14 protein-coding genes are annotated in these 15,835 nt (G+C 37.7%); 8 read left to right on the plus strand and 6 right to left on the minus strand.

What is annotated here, in order from left to right; genetic code table 11:
• Window positions 1-107: 107 nt before the first annotated feature.
• The 4 genes from K5G00_RS02470 (at window position 108) to K5G00_RS02485 (ending at window position 4,745) form a co-directional block, all read left to right on the plus strand.
• Complete coding sequence (locus K5G00_RS02470) at window positions 108-1,691, plus strand: TlpA family protein disulfide reductase (RefSeq protein ID WP_238764041.1); 1,584 nt, start codon at window positions 108-110, stop codon at window positions 1,689-1,691.
• Between the two features lie 323 nt (window positions 1,692-2,014).
• The gene (locus K5G00_RS02475) at window positions 2,015-2,425 is read left to right on the plus strand and encodes a secondary thiamine-phosphate synthase enzyme YjbQ (protein ID WP_238764042.1); all 411 of its coding nucleotides are present in this window, start codon (window positions 2,015-2,017) and stop codon (window positions 2,423-2,425) included.
• A gap of 132 nt (window positions 2,426-2,557) precedes the next feature.
• Window positions 2,558-4,168, plus strand: coding sequence for a thiamine pyrophosphate-dependent enzyme (locus tag K5G00_RS02480; protein ID WP_238764045.1), 1,611 nt, complete (start codon window positions 2,558-2,560; stop codon window positions 4,166-4,168).
• Between the two features lies 1 nt (window position 4,169).
• Window positions 4,170-4,745, plus strand: a complete 576-nt coding sequence (locus tag K5G00_RS02485; protein ID WP_238764048.1) for an indolepyruvate oxidoreductase subunit beta — start codon at window positions 4,170-4,172, stop codon at window positions 4,743-4,745.
• Between the two features lie 93 nt (window positions 4,746-4,838).
• Here K5G00_RS02485 and K5G00_RS02490 read toward each other — a convergent pair whose 3' ends face one another.
• On the minus strand, window positions 4,839-5,741 hold the full coding sequence (locus K5G00_RS02490) for a metallophosphoesterase family protein (RefSeq protein ID WP_238764049.1): 903 nt from the start codon (window positions 5,739-5,741) through the stop codon (window positions 4,839-4,841).
• A 155-nt stretch (window positions 5,742-5,896) separates the two neighbouring features.
• On the opposite strand from K5G00_RS02490, the gene K5G00_RS02495 reads away from it, so the two are divergent.
• Window positions 5,897-6,163, plus strand: coding sequence for a cupin domain-containing protein (locus tag K5G00_RS02495; RefSeq protein WP_238764050.1), 267 nt, complete (start codon window positions 5,897-5,899; stop codon window positions 6,161-6,163).
• Between the two features lie 128 nt (window positions 6,164-6,291).
• Here K5G00_RS02495 and K5G00_RS02500 read toward each other — a convergent pair whose 3' ends face one another.
• The 5 genes from K5G00_RS02500 to K5G00_RS02520 form a co-directional block, all read right to left on the minus strand.
• Window positions 6,292-6,717 (minus strand): QcrA and Rieske domain-containing protein, encoded by a 426-nt coding sequence (locus K5G00_RS02500; protein ID WP_238764051.1) that lies wholly within the window; start codon window positions 6,715-6,717, stop codon window positions 6,292-6,294.
• A gap of 1 nt (window position 6,718) precedes the next feature.
• Window positions 6,719-7,549 (minus strand): DUF5777 family beta-barrel protein, encoded by an 831-nt coding sequence (locus tag K5G00_RS02505; protein ID WP_238764052.1) that lies wholly within the window; start codon window positions 7,547-7,549, stop codon window positions 6,719-6,721.
• A gap of 8 nt (window positions 7,550-7,557) precedes the next feature.
• Entirely contained in the window at window positions 7,558-9,162 is a 1,605-nt protein-coding gene (locus K5G00_RS02510) for a T9SS type A sorting domain-containing protein (RefSeq protein WP_238764053.1), read from the minus strand.
• 66 nt (window positions 9,163-9,228) lie between these two features.
• Window positions 9,229-9,435: a YgaP family membrane protein gene (locus tag K5G00_RS02515; RefSeq protein ID WP_238764055.1), complete on the minus strand. Its 207-nt coding sequence runs from the start codon at window positions 9,433-9,435 to the stop codon at window positions 9,229-9,231.
• Window positions 9,436-9,511: 76 nt separating this feature from the next.
• Window positions 9,512-10,129 (minus strand): Crp/Fnr family transcriptional regulator, encoded by a 618-nt coding sequence (locus K5G00_RS02520; RefSeq protein ID WP_238764056.1) that lies wholly within the window; start codon window positions 10,127-10,129, stop codon window positions 9,512-9,514.
• A gap of 254 nt (window positions 10,130-10,383) precedes the next feature.
• Between K5G00_RS02520 and K5G00_RS02525 the strand changes: the two genes are divergently transcribed.
• The 3 genes from K5G00_RS02525 to K5G00_RS02535 are packed head-to-tail and all read left to right on the plus strand — an operon-like array spanning window position 10,384 to window position 15,723.
• A complete protein-coding gene (locus tag K5G00_RS02525; RefSeq protein WP_238764057.1) occupies window positions 10,384-13,119 on the plus strand; it encodes a 2-oxoglutarate dehydrogenase E1 component in 2,736 nt (911 codons plus the stop codon).
• Window positions 13,120-13,135: 16 nt separating this feature from the next.
• Window positions 13,136-14,398: a 2-oxoglutarate dehydrogenase complex dihydrolipoyllysine-residue succinyltransferase gene (odhB, locus tag K5G00_RS02530; RefSeq protein WP_238764058.1), complete on the plus strand. Its 1,263-nt coding sequence runs from the start codon at window positions 13,136-13,138 to the stop codon at window positions 14,396-14,398.
• A 44-nt stretch (window positions 14,399-14,442) separates the two neighbouring features.
• The gene (locus K5G00_RS02535) at window positions 14,443-15,723 is read left to right on the plus strand and encodes a Gfo/Idh/MocA family protein (RefSeq protein ID WP_238764059.1); all 1,281 of its coding nucleotides are present in this window, start codon (window positions 14,443-14,445) and stop codon (window positions 15,721-15,723) included.
• Window positions 15,724-15,835: the final 112 nt, after the last annotated feature.

A 15,835-nucleotide genomic window follows, 5' to 3' on the forward strand; every position in this document is an offset into this window, starting at 1 on the left:
GTATGTATGGATTATACATAAAATTAATTATCTAACAAAACATGCCAGAACAAACACAATTTAAATTCAAAAGAATAAAATCTTTCACAACAAAAATTACGATGAAAATGCTCATTGTAATTTTATTTGTTTTTATCTATACCGATGATATTTATTCTCAACCGGACACAAAAAAAAGTTTCGACTCAAAACATCAGCCGGGTGTAACAAAAGCTGAAGAAGCTTCTCTTCCCGCAATATCTTTAAAAGAAGGTAAAGCTTTTGTAAAAGGCAAAGTATTTGGATATGTCCCTGCTGCAGGCAACAGTGTAAGAGTATTGTATTCGAATCCAATAATGAATGAAAGTGAAACATTTGATGTTGACATTTCAGAGAATGGTGAGTTTTTTATGAATGTCCCGCTCCTTTCAAATGCTACCTGCCTTTTTATGTCGGATTATTACAGAGAATATATTTTATTGTCGCCCGGCGATACGTGTTCTGTTCACATTCATGCAGATAAAATTGAAAATATAAATGGGTTTGATGCTATAAAAAGAAGCAACATCGATGACAAATATGTTCGTTTTGATGGAGCTTTTGCAACAGTAAATAATGAGTTGAATGATATACGTTTTTGGTCAAAAAGTATAAAATTTTTTCGCTATAAAAATGACTACCAAAATCCAACTCAATACAAAACAGATATATTATCTGATTTGGAAAAATCGCTGGAAGAATTGTTAACCTCAAACATATCAGAACAAACAAAAGAATTAATTACAATAAATCTTCAGCAATCAGTAATTCTTCTTTTACTGAATAATAATACTATAGTGGGAAATCATTTCGATAAGGGGGATTTATCAACATCTGCTGTCGACACCGGTTACTTTACATTTTTGGAAGAGATGAATTTAAATTCCAATTATTCTTTTTACGGACGTTTTTTTTCTAATGTAATTTCTAATTGCCGGCAAATAGAAAGGTTTCTAACGCCTTTAAACGAATTAATGGATAAAAGCGACATGCCTCCGAAACCACTGGCTTACGAAATGATAAAAAGACAAAAAGATTATTTGGCCCGTGTTTTAAAGGAAGACAATGGCCCAGCATTCGATTTGCTGGAAGTGATGTCTTTTTCATCAAAAATAAAAAGTCAACTGACATTGGAAGAATGGGAAATGGAAAGGTTAAAACAATTAAAAGTCCCTTTGTATTATGATTATTCAATCAGAAAAAACGAGTTATTATCAATTCGTTTACAGGAAATCCGCGAAAAATCAACTTCTGTTATTCTTGATGTTTCAGCAAAGCCAAAAGAAAATTATTTTGAAGACATAATTTCTTTGTATGAAGGGAAAACAATTATGGTTAACTATTGGTCGCTTGGGTGCTGGGGGGCTCTCAATGCATTAGATGTTATTGAACCATTAAAAACGAAATATAAAAATAAAGATGTGGCTTTTATTTATCTGACTGATGATTCTTTTTTATACCAGGTCTGGGAGAATAAAGCGCTCCAGGTTGACGGGATTCATTATCGGTTAAATAAAAAGCAAATCGATTATATTCTTTCAAAGTTTGAAATGAGGGACGTAACACCTAGTTTTCTTGTTTTTGATAAAAAAGGGCAATCTGTATTTAAATCAGAGGGATATTCAGAAAACGTGATTAAGAATATTTTTGATACCATTGATAAGGAGTTATAAAATATAAATGTTCAAAATTAAGTACTTCTGAGGATTATTTTAATTGACAGTGAGCGTCTCCCGAATCGTTAAATTTATAATCAACGAAAGTTTTGAGAATCAAAACAGTCATTTAAGCATTCAATAATTAACCTGATTGGAAACAAATTTATTTGAAACTCTCTTTTTTTCCTTGGTTGTTAAGTGTCTGGACCAAAATAGAATCTGAGAAGCACTGCCACTGTACTTAGGTTCCTCTTACTTATTTTTCTTTTGGGAGAGTGAATTTCTTTATTTTCATATTAATTTTGTTGACGTTTTTTTTGAACTAAAATTTCTGAAAAATGATTCAGCAAAACGAAATAACACTCTCTGGTTACCAAAGAGGGTATCATCTTATAACTTCACTAATTGAAAAGAATTTACCACAACTTCCTGAAAAAGGGCTTTTACACATTTTAGTAAAACACACATCGGCAGGAATAACCATAAATGAAAATGCCGATTCCACAGTCAGGGGAGATTTTGAGCGGTTTATCAATAAAATGATCCCGGAAAACGATCCTTCTTATGTTCACACTTATGAGGGAGCGGATGATATGCCTGCGCATCTAAAATCGTCGGTTATTGGAGCTGAAATAACTATTCCTATTACCAACAACCGATTAAATCTTGGTACCTGGCAGGGAATATACTTTTGCGAGTTCAGAGATTATGGTGGCTCAAGGAAATTGGTTTTAACCGTTTTTAGTTAAAAATCCACTAATTATCCAAAATAGTAAAACTGTTTTTAAACAATATTGAAAAGGCTTTTTCCTGAGATTTGATATTTTTTCTCTGGTTTACACAGCCTAATTTCATGCCAACAAAAAAATCAAAATAATTTTATGCAACGTAACTTATTTTTAGGAGTTGAAGCCATAGGTCAGGCTGCTATCGACGCGGGAATTTCGGGTATATATGCTTACCCGGGCACCCCTTCAACTGAAATAACCGAATATATTCAGAACAATAAAGTTGCTGTTGAAAGAGATATTCACCGAGAATGGTCGGCAAATGAGAAAACGGCTTTGGAAGAAGCTTTGGGAATGTCGTATGCCGGGAAGCGTTCAATGGCATGTATGAAACATGTAGGCTTGAATGTGGCCGCCGATGTTTTTATGAATGCAGCGATAACAGGAATTCACGGAGGTTTGGTGATTACGGTGGCCGACGATCCGTCGCAACATTCTTCACAAAATGAGCAGGACTCCCGCTTTTACGGGAAGTTTGCAATGATTCCCGTTTTTGAGCCTTCAAATCAACAGGAAGCATACGATATGACCAGAGAAGCTTTTGAATTTTCAGAAAAAACAAAATTGCCGGTAATGATACGCATAACAACCCGACTGGCGCATTCACGCGCCGGTGTTGTTCAAAAGGAAATTTTGCCTGAGAATGAATTAAAGCTTCCTGAGAATTTAATGCAATTTATGCTTTTGCCTGCTTACGGAAGGAAATATTACCAGAATCTGTTGGATAAACAAGGTTGGCTGACGGAGCTTTCTGAGAAGTCAGAATTTAATACGTTTACAGAGGGCAAAGATAAAGGCCTTGGAATCGTTACATGCGGAATTGCACACAATTATCTGATGGAAAATTACCCTGAAGGAAAGTGTCCATATCCCGTAGTAAAAATTAGTCAGTACCCGGTGCCGGAAAAATGGTTAAAAAAACTGGAAAACGAATGTGATGAATTATTGGTAATTGAAGAAGGATATCCTCTGGTCGAGGAACTTTTAAAAGATTATTTTGAAAAAGGAACAAAGGTTTGCGGCCGTTTGAGCGGAGTGCTCCCAAGAAGAGGAGAGCTAAATCCTGATCATGTGGCGAAAGCGTTAGGGAAAGAAAAAGCTGAGACTTTCAAAGTGCCTGATAATCTTGCAAATCGTCCGCCATCGCTTTGTGCCGGATGTGGGCATCAGGATACATATTTTGCTTTGAATGAGGTTATTGAAGAAATTGGAGACGGCCGTGTTTTTTCTGATATTGGTTGTTATACGCTCGGAGCTTTGCCACCTTATAATACGATTAATACATGTGTTGACATGGGGGCTTCAATAACCATGGCAAAAGGAGCGTCGGATGCCGGTTTAAAACCTGTTTTTGCAGTTATCGGCGATTCTACGTTTACACATTCAGGGATTACCGGTTTACTCGACTGTGTGGTTGAAAATACCAATGTAAATATTATCATTGTCGATAACGAAGCTGTTGCTATGACTGGCGGACAGGATTCTTCTGCAAAAGGTAAAATTGAAAAAATATGTGAAGGAATTGGAGTTCAGCCGGAACATATCCGTTTATTTATTCCTCTGAAAAAGAATCACGATGAAATTGTTGAGATAATAAAAGAAGAAATGGAGTATGACGGAGTTTCTGTGATTATCGGACGAAGAGAATGTATTCAAAAAATTGCAAGGACAAAAAAAATAAACAAAGCCAAAAAACAAGCATAAAATGAAAACCGATATAATTTTGGCCGGAGTTGGCGGCCAGGGAATATTATCTATTGCTGCTACGTTAGGTGCAGCGGCATTAAACGAAAACTATTATTTAAAACAGGCCGAAACCCACGGAATGAGTCAACGGGGCGGGGCAGTGGTTTCTCACCTGCGTATTTCGGATAAGCCCATATATTCCGATTTAATTCCAATGGGAGAGGCGGATATTATTTTGTCAGTTGAACCACTGGAATCGCTTCGTTATTTGCCTTATCTTTCCCAAGGGGGAAGTTTGGTAACCAACACAACTGAATTTAAGAATATTCCAAATTATCCTGAGTTGGATAAAACATTTGAAGAGTTAAGAAAGAAATTTAAGATTGTACAAATAGATGCCGACAAAATAGCGCGTGACATTGGTAATCCCAAAGCTTCGAATATGGTGATGTTGGGTGCTGCTTCTCCTTTTATAAATATTCACGATGAAATTATTGTTGAAGGAATTCAAACAATTTTTAAACAAAAAGGTGAAAATATTGTTTGTTTAAATACGAAAGCATTTGAAGCTGGAAAGAAATTTACAGGTCAGTAAAAGGAAAATGTTTTGGGCTTCATGCTCAAAATAGTGTGTTTGGGGGTTAATTAGCCGTGCATTAAGGTGCACGGCTATCTTTTTGTGTCGGTATTATTCGTTTACTTCCCAGCCAAAATCAACATAATGCCAATTGAAATCTTCGCCTGAAATGTTTATTTTAACGAATCCTTCCTCCATTCCATACCGTTGTCCTCTCCACCAATTTGATGAAACAGCGCCACCAGTCAGGTAATGAATTCCATTGTAGTTAATATCTTCGAGAAAATGCAGATGTCCCTGCAGAACCAATTTAACATTATATTGCTCAAGGATTTTGATAATTTCAAGTGCATTTGTTACAACCGAGCCTTTTTCAAATGCTTCAGTAGGACCGGCCATAATTTGTTTGCCAACGCTTAACAAAGGAATATGTGTACTAACAATAACCGGCGTTTCTTTTCCTGTTTGAGCCAAATCCTGTTTTAACCATTCTACCTGAACCGAATCAATATGTCCGTAATAATGCCTGTCTTCTGTAAAGCCAATTCCATCGAGAACAATAAAATGCCAGTTTTTATGGTCGAAGGAATAATATCTCTTTCCAATACGGTCTTCGTACATTTTTTTACCGTATTTTTCGTGAGAAGGATCTACTCCGCTTCTTTCATAAAGGCCAAAAACTTCGTGGTTTCCCATTGTATTGTATACCGGAGCTTCTATTTTTTCTGCGGTTTTTTCATACAAATTATACAATGTATCGCTTCTGCCATAAGTTTGCCCCAATGCATCCATAATATTATCGCCGCCGGTTAAAACAAAATCAGGTGCAATTTTATTGATGGAATCAATGGCCTGCAAAAATCCTTCTGTTGCATTTCGCTCTTCAGTTATATGAATATCGGTTGCAAATACAAAAGTGAAATCGTTGCTTTTTTCTTCTGTTGAATTTGGTTTTGGTTGCTGACAAGCAATTACAGTAATCAGTAAGATTGAAATAAGAGTTAAATTTTTCATGTTTTTTATTTTGAGTGAAAATAGATTGAATACAATAAATTATGATTTAGAAAGAATTAAGATACGATTAAAAATTCTGTTATAATAATGTAATTTTTGTCAGGAAAAAGAAATTTCAAAATAATTTCTTTTGTATTTTTATCTAAAAATTTGATATGAGAATAACCGTAGATCAATTGGAGCAGGAGGAACTGGAGGAGATAGATGTTTTTTCGTGGCCGGTTTGGGAACACGAAGAAGAAAAATTTGAATGGTACTACGATAAAACAGAAACATGTTATATTGTATCAGGTGAGGCAACAATTATTTCCGAGTTTGAGAATATTACAATAAAATCGGGCGATTTTGTTGTATTTCCGGCAGGACTGGAGTGTATTTGGGATATCCATTCAGCTGTAAGTAAACATTATACGTTCGAGTAATTACATGATTCTTTGGTGGTCAAAAAAAAATCCGGATTTGTAGTTTTATAAATCCGGAATTTTTTTTCAAGCCATTCTGTTGATACCACATTTTCAAAAGAAAATATGGTTGTCTAAAGCATGAAAAGTTATTTTATTGTCAGTGTATCGCCGTCAACAGTAACGGAATATGATTTCAGATTCGTTGCCGCAGGCCCTTGGGTTACTGCTCCTGTAGTGCTAAATGCTGAGCCATGGCACGGACAAACAACTGCGGTATCAGTGGAATTATATTCAACAGTGCATCCCTGATGTGTACAAACTTTTGATAAAGCAACATATTGTGTATTGCTGACCCTGATAACAATTATGTCGCCTTTGTAAGCAAATCCACCAACGTTTTGCAGGTCAGCATAAGTACTACTGGTTAAGTCAATAGTAGTTCCTTTGTCTTTGTCATCCATGTCGTCGATAACATCGTCATTTCCATCGCTACAAGCGTTAAATAAGGCTGGCGCTGCCAGCAAAACACTGCCGCCAACTGCAAACTTCTTAATAAATTCTTTTCTTTCCATATTAGTAGTATTTAATTCTAAATTGTCGAATCAGGTTAAATCCAAAATAAACATGTCCGTCTCCCCAGTCTCCGTTTGTGTGTGTATATAAATACTGACCAAACATTTGCTGTGAATTGGAAACAATCAATTGAAACAAATGTCCACCAGTATCCAAATCTACTCCTAACGATAAAGGTTTGGTATTTGAATAATCGTCGTTAAAACTATGCAGGTATTCAAGGTTAACCGACACCTTTTTTGAAACTTTAACTGAACCTCCGAGGCCGAGAGTAAAAAGAGAATAACTTGTATTTTCAGAATTGAGGTACCCTGTGTTCAGATATCCGGGAGAAATTTGTAGTCCGAAATTTTGTATTGTTTTTGCTAAATGCAACTGAACAGCACCTGAAAATTTGTCTGAAAAATCATCATTAGAATCAGGAAAATAGTTTTTTAGGGTTGGAATTGCTCCCTCAGCGGTGGCTGTAATTGTGAAAGGAAAATCGCTGCTTTGCTGCACAAATCTGAATTTTGCAAACCCATCGTATGTTTTTAAATAAGTGCTCCTTCCTATTCCAAGGTTAAAGTTTTCTCCAAAACCATATTCAAAACCCAGTCTCATTGTAGCGAGGTCGAGCCCAAAGAGCTCATAGAGACCTCCACTTATGTCGCCAAAACGGTGTTGGATAGAAAGATTTAGTTTTCCTTTTTCAACTAAATTTGCCGACTGGGCATTGACAAACCTGGTGCCCTTAAAAATATTATCTTGCGATTCCTCTTCTTCCTGGGCATAACTTACTCCGATTCCCAGAATGCACAACAAAATTGTGGTTGTTAACAAATGTTTCATATAAAAAATTATTGTTTTACTAGTTTAAACACTTTTTTGTCTGAATTTGTTTTGACCTCAATAAAATAAATTCCTCTCGTTAACTTCTGAATATTCAGGTTTATATCATTGAGATTATGTGTAATTGTTTTTTGCTGAATTTTTCCGCTCAGATCGTAAAGCGCAATCTCTGTAGGCGAACTTTTGCTTTTATCAAATTCGAGTATTACAAAATCACGAGCGGGATTGGGATACATTTTTGAACCTGTAAAACTTAAGCTATTGGTTGATGTTGGCAGGAAAATATCGGTGAAATTGGTGTTGTGGGTAAACACTAGAGTTGTGTCGCCCATAACATCATTTAATTCTAACCTCCATGCATGATCGGTTGGTGGAACATCGTATTCGCCATTTTCATTAAAGTCTGCATAAAAATCAACGTTGTACGACATGCTGTCTTTGATTCCCAAAATTTCAATCTCAAAATCTTCTTCCACTACTACATTGGCTGAGGCAATTTCTTCACCTGAATCTTTCTCTGTCACTCCAAGCCACAAATCTTGTCCAACGTGCGGAGTCATGCCCATAAACTTTACGGTTAATTTATTCATCCACATAATGTCAGTAAAATTGGTATTGTGGGTGAACGTCACAGTTGTATCTCCTTCGACATCATTTAGTTCTATCCTCCAGGCATGATCAGTAGGCGGCGCATCATACATGTTGTTTTTATTAAAATCTGCGAAAAAATCAATATTGTAAGACATGCCATTCTCTATTCCGTATACATAAATCATAAAATCGGATGTGTCAATAAGTGTCGTTACTCTGTCGAGTTCCATCTCCGCACCGGCTGCTTTCACAGCCATCGAAAGCATTTGGCCAACATGTGGTGTCATATTCATAAATTGTACGATTAGCTTATTCATCCACATGATGTCGGTAAAGTTGGTATTGTGGGTGAACATTAGTGCTGTATCGCTCATTACACTATCCAGTTCCATTTGCCAGGCGTGGTCAGCCGGCGGTGCGTCGTACATTCCGTTCCCGTTATGATCTGCATAGAAGTTCACATAATAAGAGTGATACATTTCCAATCCTGAAACGTTCAAATCAAAACTAACAGAGACTGTATCCATGGTTCTGGCCACTTCTTTTCCGGTTTCTTTGTCAATCACAGCAAGCCAAAGGTTTTGCCCAACGTGTGGGGTCATGGCCGAAAAATTCATGGTAAGCATATAATTCGTCGAATCACTCATCATTCCGTCATTTACCATAATTTTACCAATCATTCCCAGGCCGACATGCGGGTTGCATTGATAATCATAGGTTCCGGCTGTAGAAAAAACATGGCTGTATGTCCAGCCGTTTCCGGGACTATTTCCAAACGATTCGGGATTTGATGGATAAGTCTCTTGCGTTCCGTTTACATTGTGATACCCCTCGATATTTGTCCATTCAACTGTGTCTCCAACCTCAATGGTTAATTCGTCGGGTGTAAATTTGTTATTCGAAACTTCAATTGCATGCTTTTGTTGTCCAATCGACTGCTGAAATAAAAACAACAGCGCTACAAGTATAAACGATTCTTTCATCGTTGTAAAAAGTTTTATTAAAGTAAAAATTGTTTTCATGTGCGATAAGATTTAATGATTATAAAATAATTTAAGATGTATAATTCCTTTATGGAAGGAAAATTTTTACTTCGGCTTTTTATTTGTTTTAATTCCGAAAGGAAAATAAAGCGGACATACGTGAAACAAGCTTGTAAAAACAAAAATTCCGGCCAGCACAAGCAATACAATTCCCAAAGTCCCTGTAATGGTGCTTGTGGTATAAAGAACAACAATTATTGCAGCAATTACCAGTCTGATAATTCTGTCTGCATTTCCCATATTTTTTTTCATAACTATTATATTTTGAGTTATCAATTAAACGAAATATACTAAATGAAGTACAGGAAAGCAGTGACCGGGGTCACCATTAAATGATTTTTATTCCATCCGCATTTTGTGAAATTTTGTTTTCGTTCTCCATTTTTTTCAAAATACGGGTTACAACTTCACGCGCAGTACCCAAATCGTTGGCTATTTTTCTGTGCGAAATATTGATCTGATTTTTATTGGTTAAACTGATTTTTGCCCGCAAATATTCCATCAGCCTTTTGTCCAGTTTTTCAAAAAGAACCTGGTTGATCATATTTATTAGTTCGCTGTACCTGGTGTTGTATTGAAGAAAAAACAGGGTATTCATTTCGGGGTATTCTTTCATCCATTGAAAAACTTTTTCAACAGGTAGTAAAAGAATGGTTGACTCTTCTTCGGTTGAAGCATAAACCTTGCTGGGGTTGTTTTGCAAACAGGCATCAAAAGACATAATACAGCTTTCTCCCGGTTTGATGTAATACAGCAGTAATTCTTTTTCATCATATCGGGTGTAAACTTTTACCAATCCGTTCATTACAAAAGGAATAGCCTTGATATACTGGCCTTCGCGCATTACTTCCAGCTCTGCAGGAATTTCTTTTTTTATCCCGTGATTTTTTATCTCAGAAACCAGTTTTGAAGTCAGTTGAGCAAAAATTTCATTTTCTGTTTTCATAATCGTAATACATGTCGATTCGGTCTATGCAATTTACTTCAAACAAGAGTAATAATCAAATCATACAGGATTTTCGGTTTTCAATTCGTAATTTAGGATTCGCTTTGTTTACGGAAAGAATTTAAACGATTATATTTAAGCTTAAAATCGTTCATGAATGCGTAAATTTGTTGAGCAAAACAACGAATGTGGCTAAACAATAAAAATTTTGTTTTGTTTTTTTGAGTATCGATAATTAGTTAATGAAAATATAGATGATTGATAAATTTTCGTCATTAGGGAATCAGGAGTTGGAAGCTATAGAAGATCTCTATCAAACTTACCTTAGAAATCCGGAAGAAATAGACAAAAGCTGGCAACAGTTTTTTTCAGGCTTTGAATTTGGTCGGAAAAATTATGAAGAAAAAACTGGAGCAATTCCTTCAGAAAAAATGAATAAGGAGTTTGCCATTTTGAATTTGATTCATGGTTATCGTCAGCGGGGACATTTGTTTACCAAGACAAATCCGGTTCGGGCAAGAAGAACCTATTCACCAACCTTGGATATAAAGAATTTTGGATTGGAGGAGAAGGATCTTGAAACAACTTTTCAGGCAGGAAACGACATTGGCATTGGTCCGGCCAAATTAAAAGATATTGTTGCTCATTTGGAAGACACTTATTGTCGCTCAATTGGTGTTGAGTATGTATATATGCGCAATCCCGAGGTAATCCAGTGGCTCAGGGAAAGGATGGAGAGCACAAAGAATTCGCAGGAGTTTACTGAGGAAAACAGAAGACATATATTTTACCATTTAAAACTTGCGGTTGGTTTTGAGAATTTTATTCACAAAAAATTTGTTGGTCAAAAGCGTTTTTCGCTGGAAGGTGCTGAGACTTTAATTCCTTCGCTCGATGCTGTTATTGAACGTGGAGCGGAACTGGGAATTGAAGAATTTGTATTGGGAATGGCACACCGTGGAAGGTTAAATGTTTTGTCAAATATTTTGGAAAAACCATACGAGAATATTTTCAAAGAATTTTACGGGAAGGAATATGAGGATGATATTTCGCAAGGTGATGTAAAATACCATTTGGGCTATGAAAATGAAGTAGAGACAGATTTTGGCAAAAAAGTAAAGTTAAAGCTAATGCCAAATCCATCGCACCTGGAGACGGTTGGACCGATTGTGGAAGGAATGACCCGCTCACGGATTGATTCGGTGTATAACGGAGATTTTTCAAAAGCCGCTCCGATTATTATACATGGCGATGCTGCCATTGCTGCGCAGGGTGTTGTTTACGAAACGATTCAAATGTCGCAGTTAAACGGGTATAAAACGGGGGGCACTATTCATTTGGTTATTAACAATCAGGTTGGTTTTACAACTCCTTACCTCGAAGCCCGTTCAAGTACGTATTGTACCGATGTGGCCAAAGTTACGCGTTCACCCGTTTTTCATGTTAACGGCGATGATGTTGAATCATTGATTTTTACCATAAAACTTGCCTTGGAATTTCGACAGAAATTTTATACCGATGTTTTTATCGATATTCTTTGTTACCGCAAGTACGGACATAATGAAGGAGATGAACCTCGTTTTACGCAGCCCATGCTGTATAAGGCAATTTCGAAACATCCGAACCCTCGTGATATTTATTCAGAAAAGCTGGATAAACTGGGAATTATGTCGAAGGAAGAGTCGAGAAAGAAAATAAAAGAATTTGACCAGTTTTTGGAGGAAAAATACAAGGCATCAGAACAGATTGATAAACTGAAAATCAGGAAGTTTTTAATCAATGAGTATGAGCCTTACAAAATGCCTAAAGAAGAAGTTTTTGGGCAAAAGACCGCTACGGATATAAAAAAAGATGTTTTACTGGAGGTAGCTCAAAAAATAAATTCGTTGCCCAAAGGTTCAAAGTTCTTCAAAAAAGTTGATCGCATTTTGTCTGATCGGAAGCTGATGCTCTCAGATAATCGCCTCGATTGGGCAATGGGGGAATTGCTCGCATACGGAACTTTGGTTTCCGAAGGTCATCCGGTTCGCTTATCAGGGCAGGATACAGAGCGTGGGACTTTTGCCCACCGTCACGCTGCTTTTGTGGTAGAAGGAACAGATGAAAAGTATTTTCCGCTAAAATATATAGCCGAAAAACAGGCGCCTTTTCACGTTTATAATTCCTTACTGTCTGAGTATGCAGCCATGGGATTTGAATACGGGTATTCGCTGGCACAGCCCAATGGCTTAACCATTTGGGAAGCTCAATTTGGCGATTTTCATAATGTGGCGCAGGTAATCGTTGATCAGTACATTACTTCAGCATTTGAAAAATGGGGGTTGATGAACGGATTGGTTCTGTTGTTGCCACATGGCTACGAAGGACAAGGGCCGGAACATTCAAGTGCCAGAATTGAACGTTTCCTTCAGCAGGCTGCAAATCATAACATTCAAGTTGTAATTCCTACAACACCTGCAAACATGTTTCACTTGCTACGTCGGCAGGTGAAAATGAAAACAAGGGTGCCTCTTATTGTTTTTACACCTAAAAGTTTATTACGTCATCCGCAGGTGGTTTCAAAAATTGAAGATTTAGCAACGGGGGCTTTTGATGAAATAATTGACGATCCGGTGGCTGAACCTGATTTGGTTGAAAAGGTGGTGTTTACTACTGGTCGTTTGTATTACGATTTGGCAAAAGCAAAAGTGGAAAAAGGGAGCAGCAATGTTGCAGTAGTAAGAATGGAGCAGATACATCCGATTCCGCATAAGCAGATCGATGAGATTTTGAAAAAGTATAAAAAGGCTTCGGAATTGATTTGGGCACAGGATGAACCTGAAAACATGGGGGCGTGGCCTTTCATCGAGCGTAAGCTCAAAGATTTGAATCTTACGCCGGTAACACGAAAAGAAAGTGGAAGCCCGGCAGTTGGATTGATGGAAATCCACAAACAAAGTCTGGAGAAATTGTTGGAAACGGTTTTTCAGGAAAAAAAAGTAATAGCTTGAAATAAAAAGACCAAAAATGATAGTAGAAATTAAAGTTCCCAGTCCGGGAGAATCGATAACAGAAGTTGAAGTAGGAACCTGGCTGGTTGAGAATGGTTCGGTAGTGTCGAAAGATCAGGAAATTGCCGAAATAGAATCGGATAAAGCAACATTAACCGTTGTTGCCGAAGAAGGTGGTAAAATCGAATTCAAAGCCGAGGAAGGCGATACGCTGGAAGTGGGGACGGTTGTGTGTACTATTGATACCAGTGTTGCTCCAGCTGAAGGCGAAAAGCAGGAAAAGGAAACAAAGGAGCCTGAGAAAAAAGAAGAAGCAAAACCAAAGGAAGAAGAGAAAAATCAGGAACCGGCGAAAGAGGTTAAAGTCTCTGATGAGCATGATAAAGTTAAAGTAACATCGGTTGCCAGGGAGATGATGAAAGACCTCGATCTCTCGGTTGATGATATTGTTACAGGGTTAAGAAGAATTGGAAAAAAAGAAGTTGAGGCAGTTGCCAGTATGCCAAAATCAGACAGTAGAACAAGTTTGCCGCAACCCAAAGAAGCGTCTCGTGACGAAGAGCGGCAAAAAATGACGAGTCTGCGCCGGAAGTTGAGCCAACGTCTCGTTGCGGTAAAAAACGAAACGGCAATGCTCACAACTTTCAACGAGATTGACATGAGTTTTGTGATGGACTTGCGTAAAAAGTATCAGGACCAGTTTGTAAAAAAACATGGTTTTAAAGTTGGGTTTATGTCATTTTTTACCAAAGCAGTTGCTCAGGCTATGGATTTTCACCCCATGGTAAACGCACAAATAGACGGAGAAGAAATTTTATCGCCTCAGTATGTCGATGTGGGGATTGCGGTTTCGACCCCCAAAGGGCTGATGGTACCAATTGTGCGAAATGCCGAAAGTAAATCAATTCCTCAGATTGAGCTGGAAATAAAAGAGCTGGCAACAAAAGCCCGCAACAAGAAAATATCAGTAGAAGAACTTACCGGAGGAACGTTTACAATTACTAACGGTGGAGTTTTTGGCTCACTGTTGTCGACTCCAATTATTAATCCACCTCAGTCGGCTATATTGGGTATGCATAACATTGTTGAACGACCAGTTGCCGTAAACGGACAAGTAGTTATCCGTCCGATGATGTACGTGGCGCTTTCATATGATCACCGGATTATTGATGGAAAAGATTCCGTTGGTTTCTTGGTGAAAGTAAAAGAATTTATTGAAAATCCGGAGCGCATGTTAACCGGAGGGCATGAACCGGAAAAGTTACTGCTGGATATTTAGATTTTTAAATTAATTTTCTACCATTATAACCTAAAACCTAACAAATGAACCGAAGAAATTTTATCCGGAAATCGTCTATAACCACAGTAGGTATGGCTACTGTGGCACACCTGCATGCATTTCAGGCAGACCAAAAGCTAAAGATAGGACTAATTGGTTGCGGTTGGTATGGTATGGTAATAACCACAGCCGCTTTAAAAACGGGTAACGTCGAAGTAATTGCTGTTTGCGACGTTGACTCTGCGCATTTAAAAACAAGCTCCCGTGAAATTGCCAAAATACAAGGCAGCAGTCCAAAGGAGTTTAGGGAATACCAGGAATTACTTGATATTCCCGGATTGCAAGCAGTTTTTATCGGCACGCCACCTCACTGGCATGCGTTACAGTTTATTGCTGCCTGTGAAAAAGGATTGGATATTTATTGTGAAAAACCACTTGCTTACGATGTGCGTGAAGGTCAGGCAATGGTAAAAGCAGCTCAAAAGGCAGGTAATATCGTTCAAATAGGATTTCAACGTCGGCAAAGCAAAGCCTTTCAAAAAGCCAAACAATTGATTCGCGATGGTCGATTGGGGAAAATTCACCAGATTGGTGCACAAATTCATTATAGTCCGTCAGTACCTGATACAACCATCCAAACACCACCAGAAACTCTCGATTGGGACGCCTGGTGTGGTCCTGCACCTCAACTCGATTATCGGCCAAGCATCGCACATAAAGCGTGGAGACTGGAAAAAGAATACGGAAACGGACATCTTGTAGATTGGGGAATTCATCACATCGATATTATCCGCACAATTATGGATTTTGATATGCCGGGCGTTTTTGATACTAGAGGCAGTTTGGAAATATTAAAGGGTGAAATTACTACTCCTGATACTTTGATTGCAACCATGGAATTTGAACAATGTCCTGTGATTTGGCAACACCGTCTATGGGGAACAGGCGATTTAAATAAAGAGTTTAACAACGGTATTTTTATTTATGGTGAAGAAGGTACTTTATTTGCATCTGACAATAAGCTGGTCATCACATCAACAGATAAAAAAGAGCAGGAAGTAATGGATATTCCCACTCCGGAAATGCAGGATAATCACGTCGCCGGTTTTGTAAATGCGGTGTTGACGAAGGAAAAGAGACAACTGGCGTGCACTATTGAAGATGCATTTCAATCTACTGCAACTGTTCAACTTGCAATGGCTTCGTATTATTCAGGTGCGCCACTACAGTGGGACGCTGCAGAGATGAAGGTGAAAGGAAACGAGCAGGCTGCTAAATTGCTTGCACGAAAGTATCGGGGAAACTACCAAAGACCAGAAGTATAGTTGACTATCTTCTGCTGATGCTAACCTCCTGCAATTTTTTAATTGTGGATAATACTCTTTTTGTATGGAAAGAGTTATCCCAATCTTGTTTCTTTTAGTTAATCTGAAACAG

This window comes from Maribellus maritimus, assembly GCF_022267315.1.
In the GTDB taxonomy this organism is placed as follows: domain Bacteria; phylum Bacteroidota; class Bacteroidia; order Bacteroidales; family Prolixibacteraceae; genus Draconibacterium; species Draconibacterium maritimum.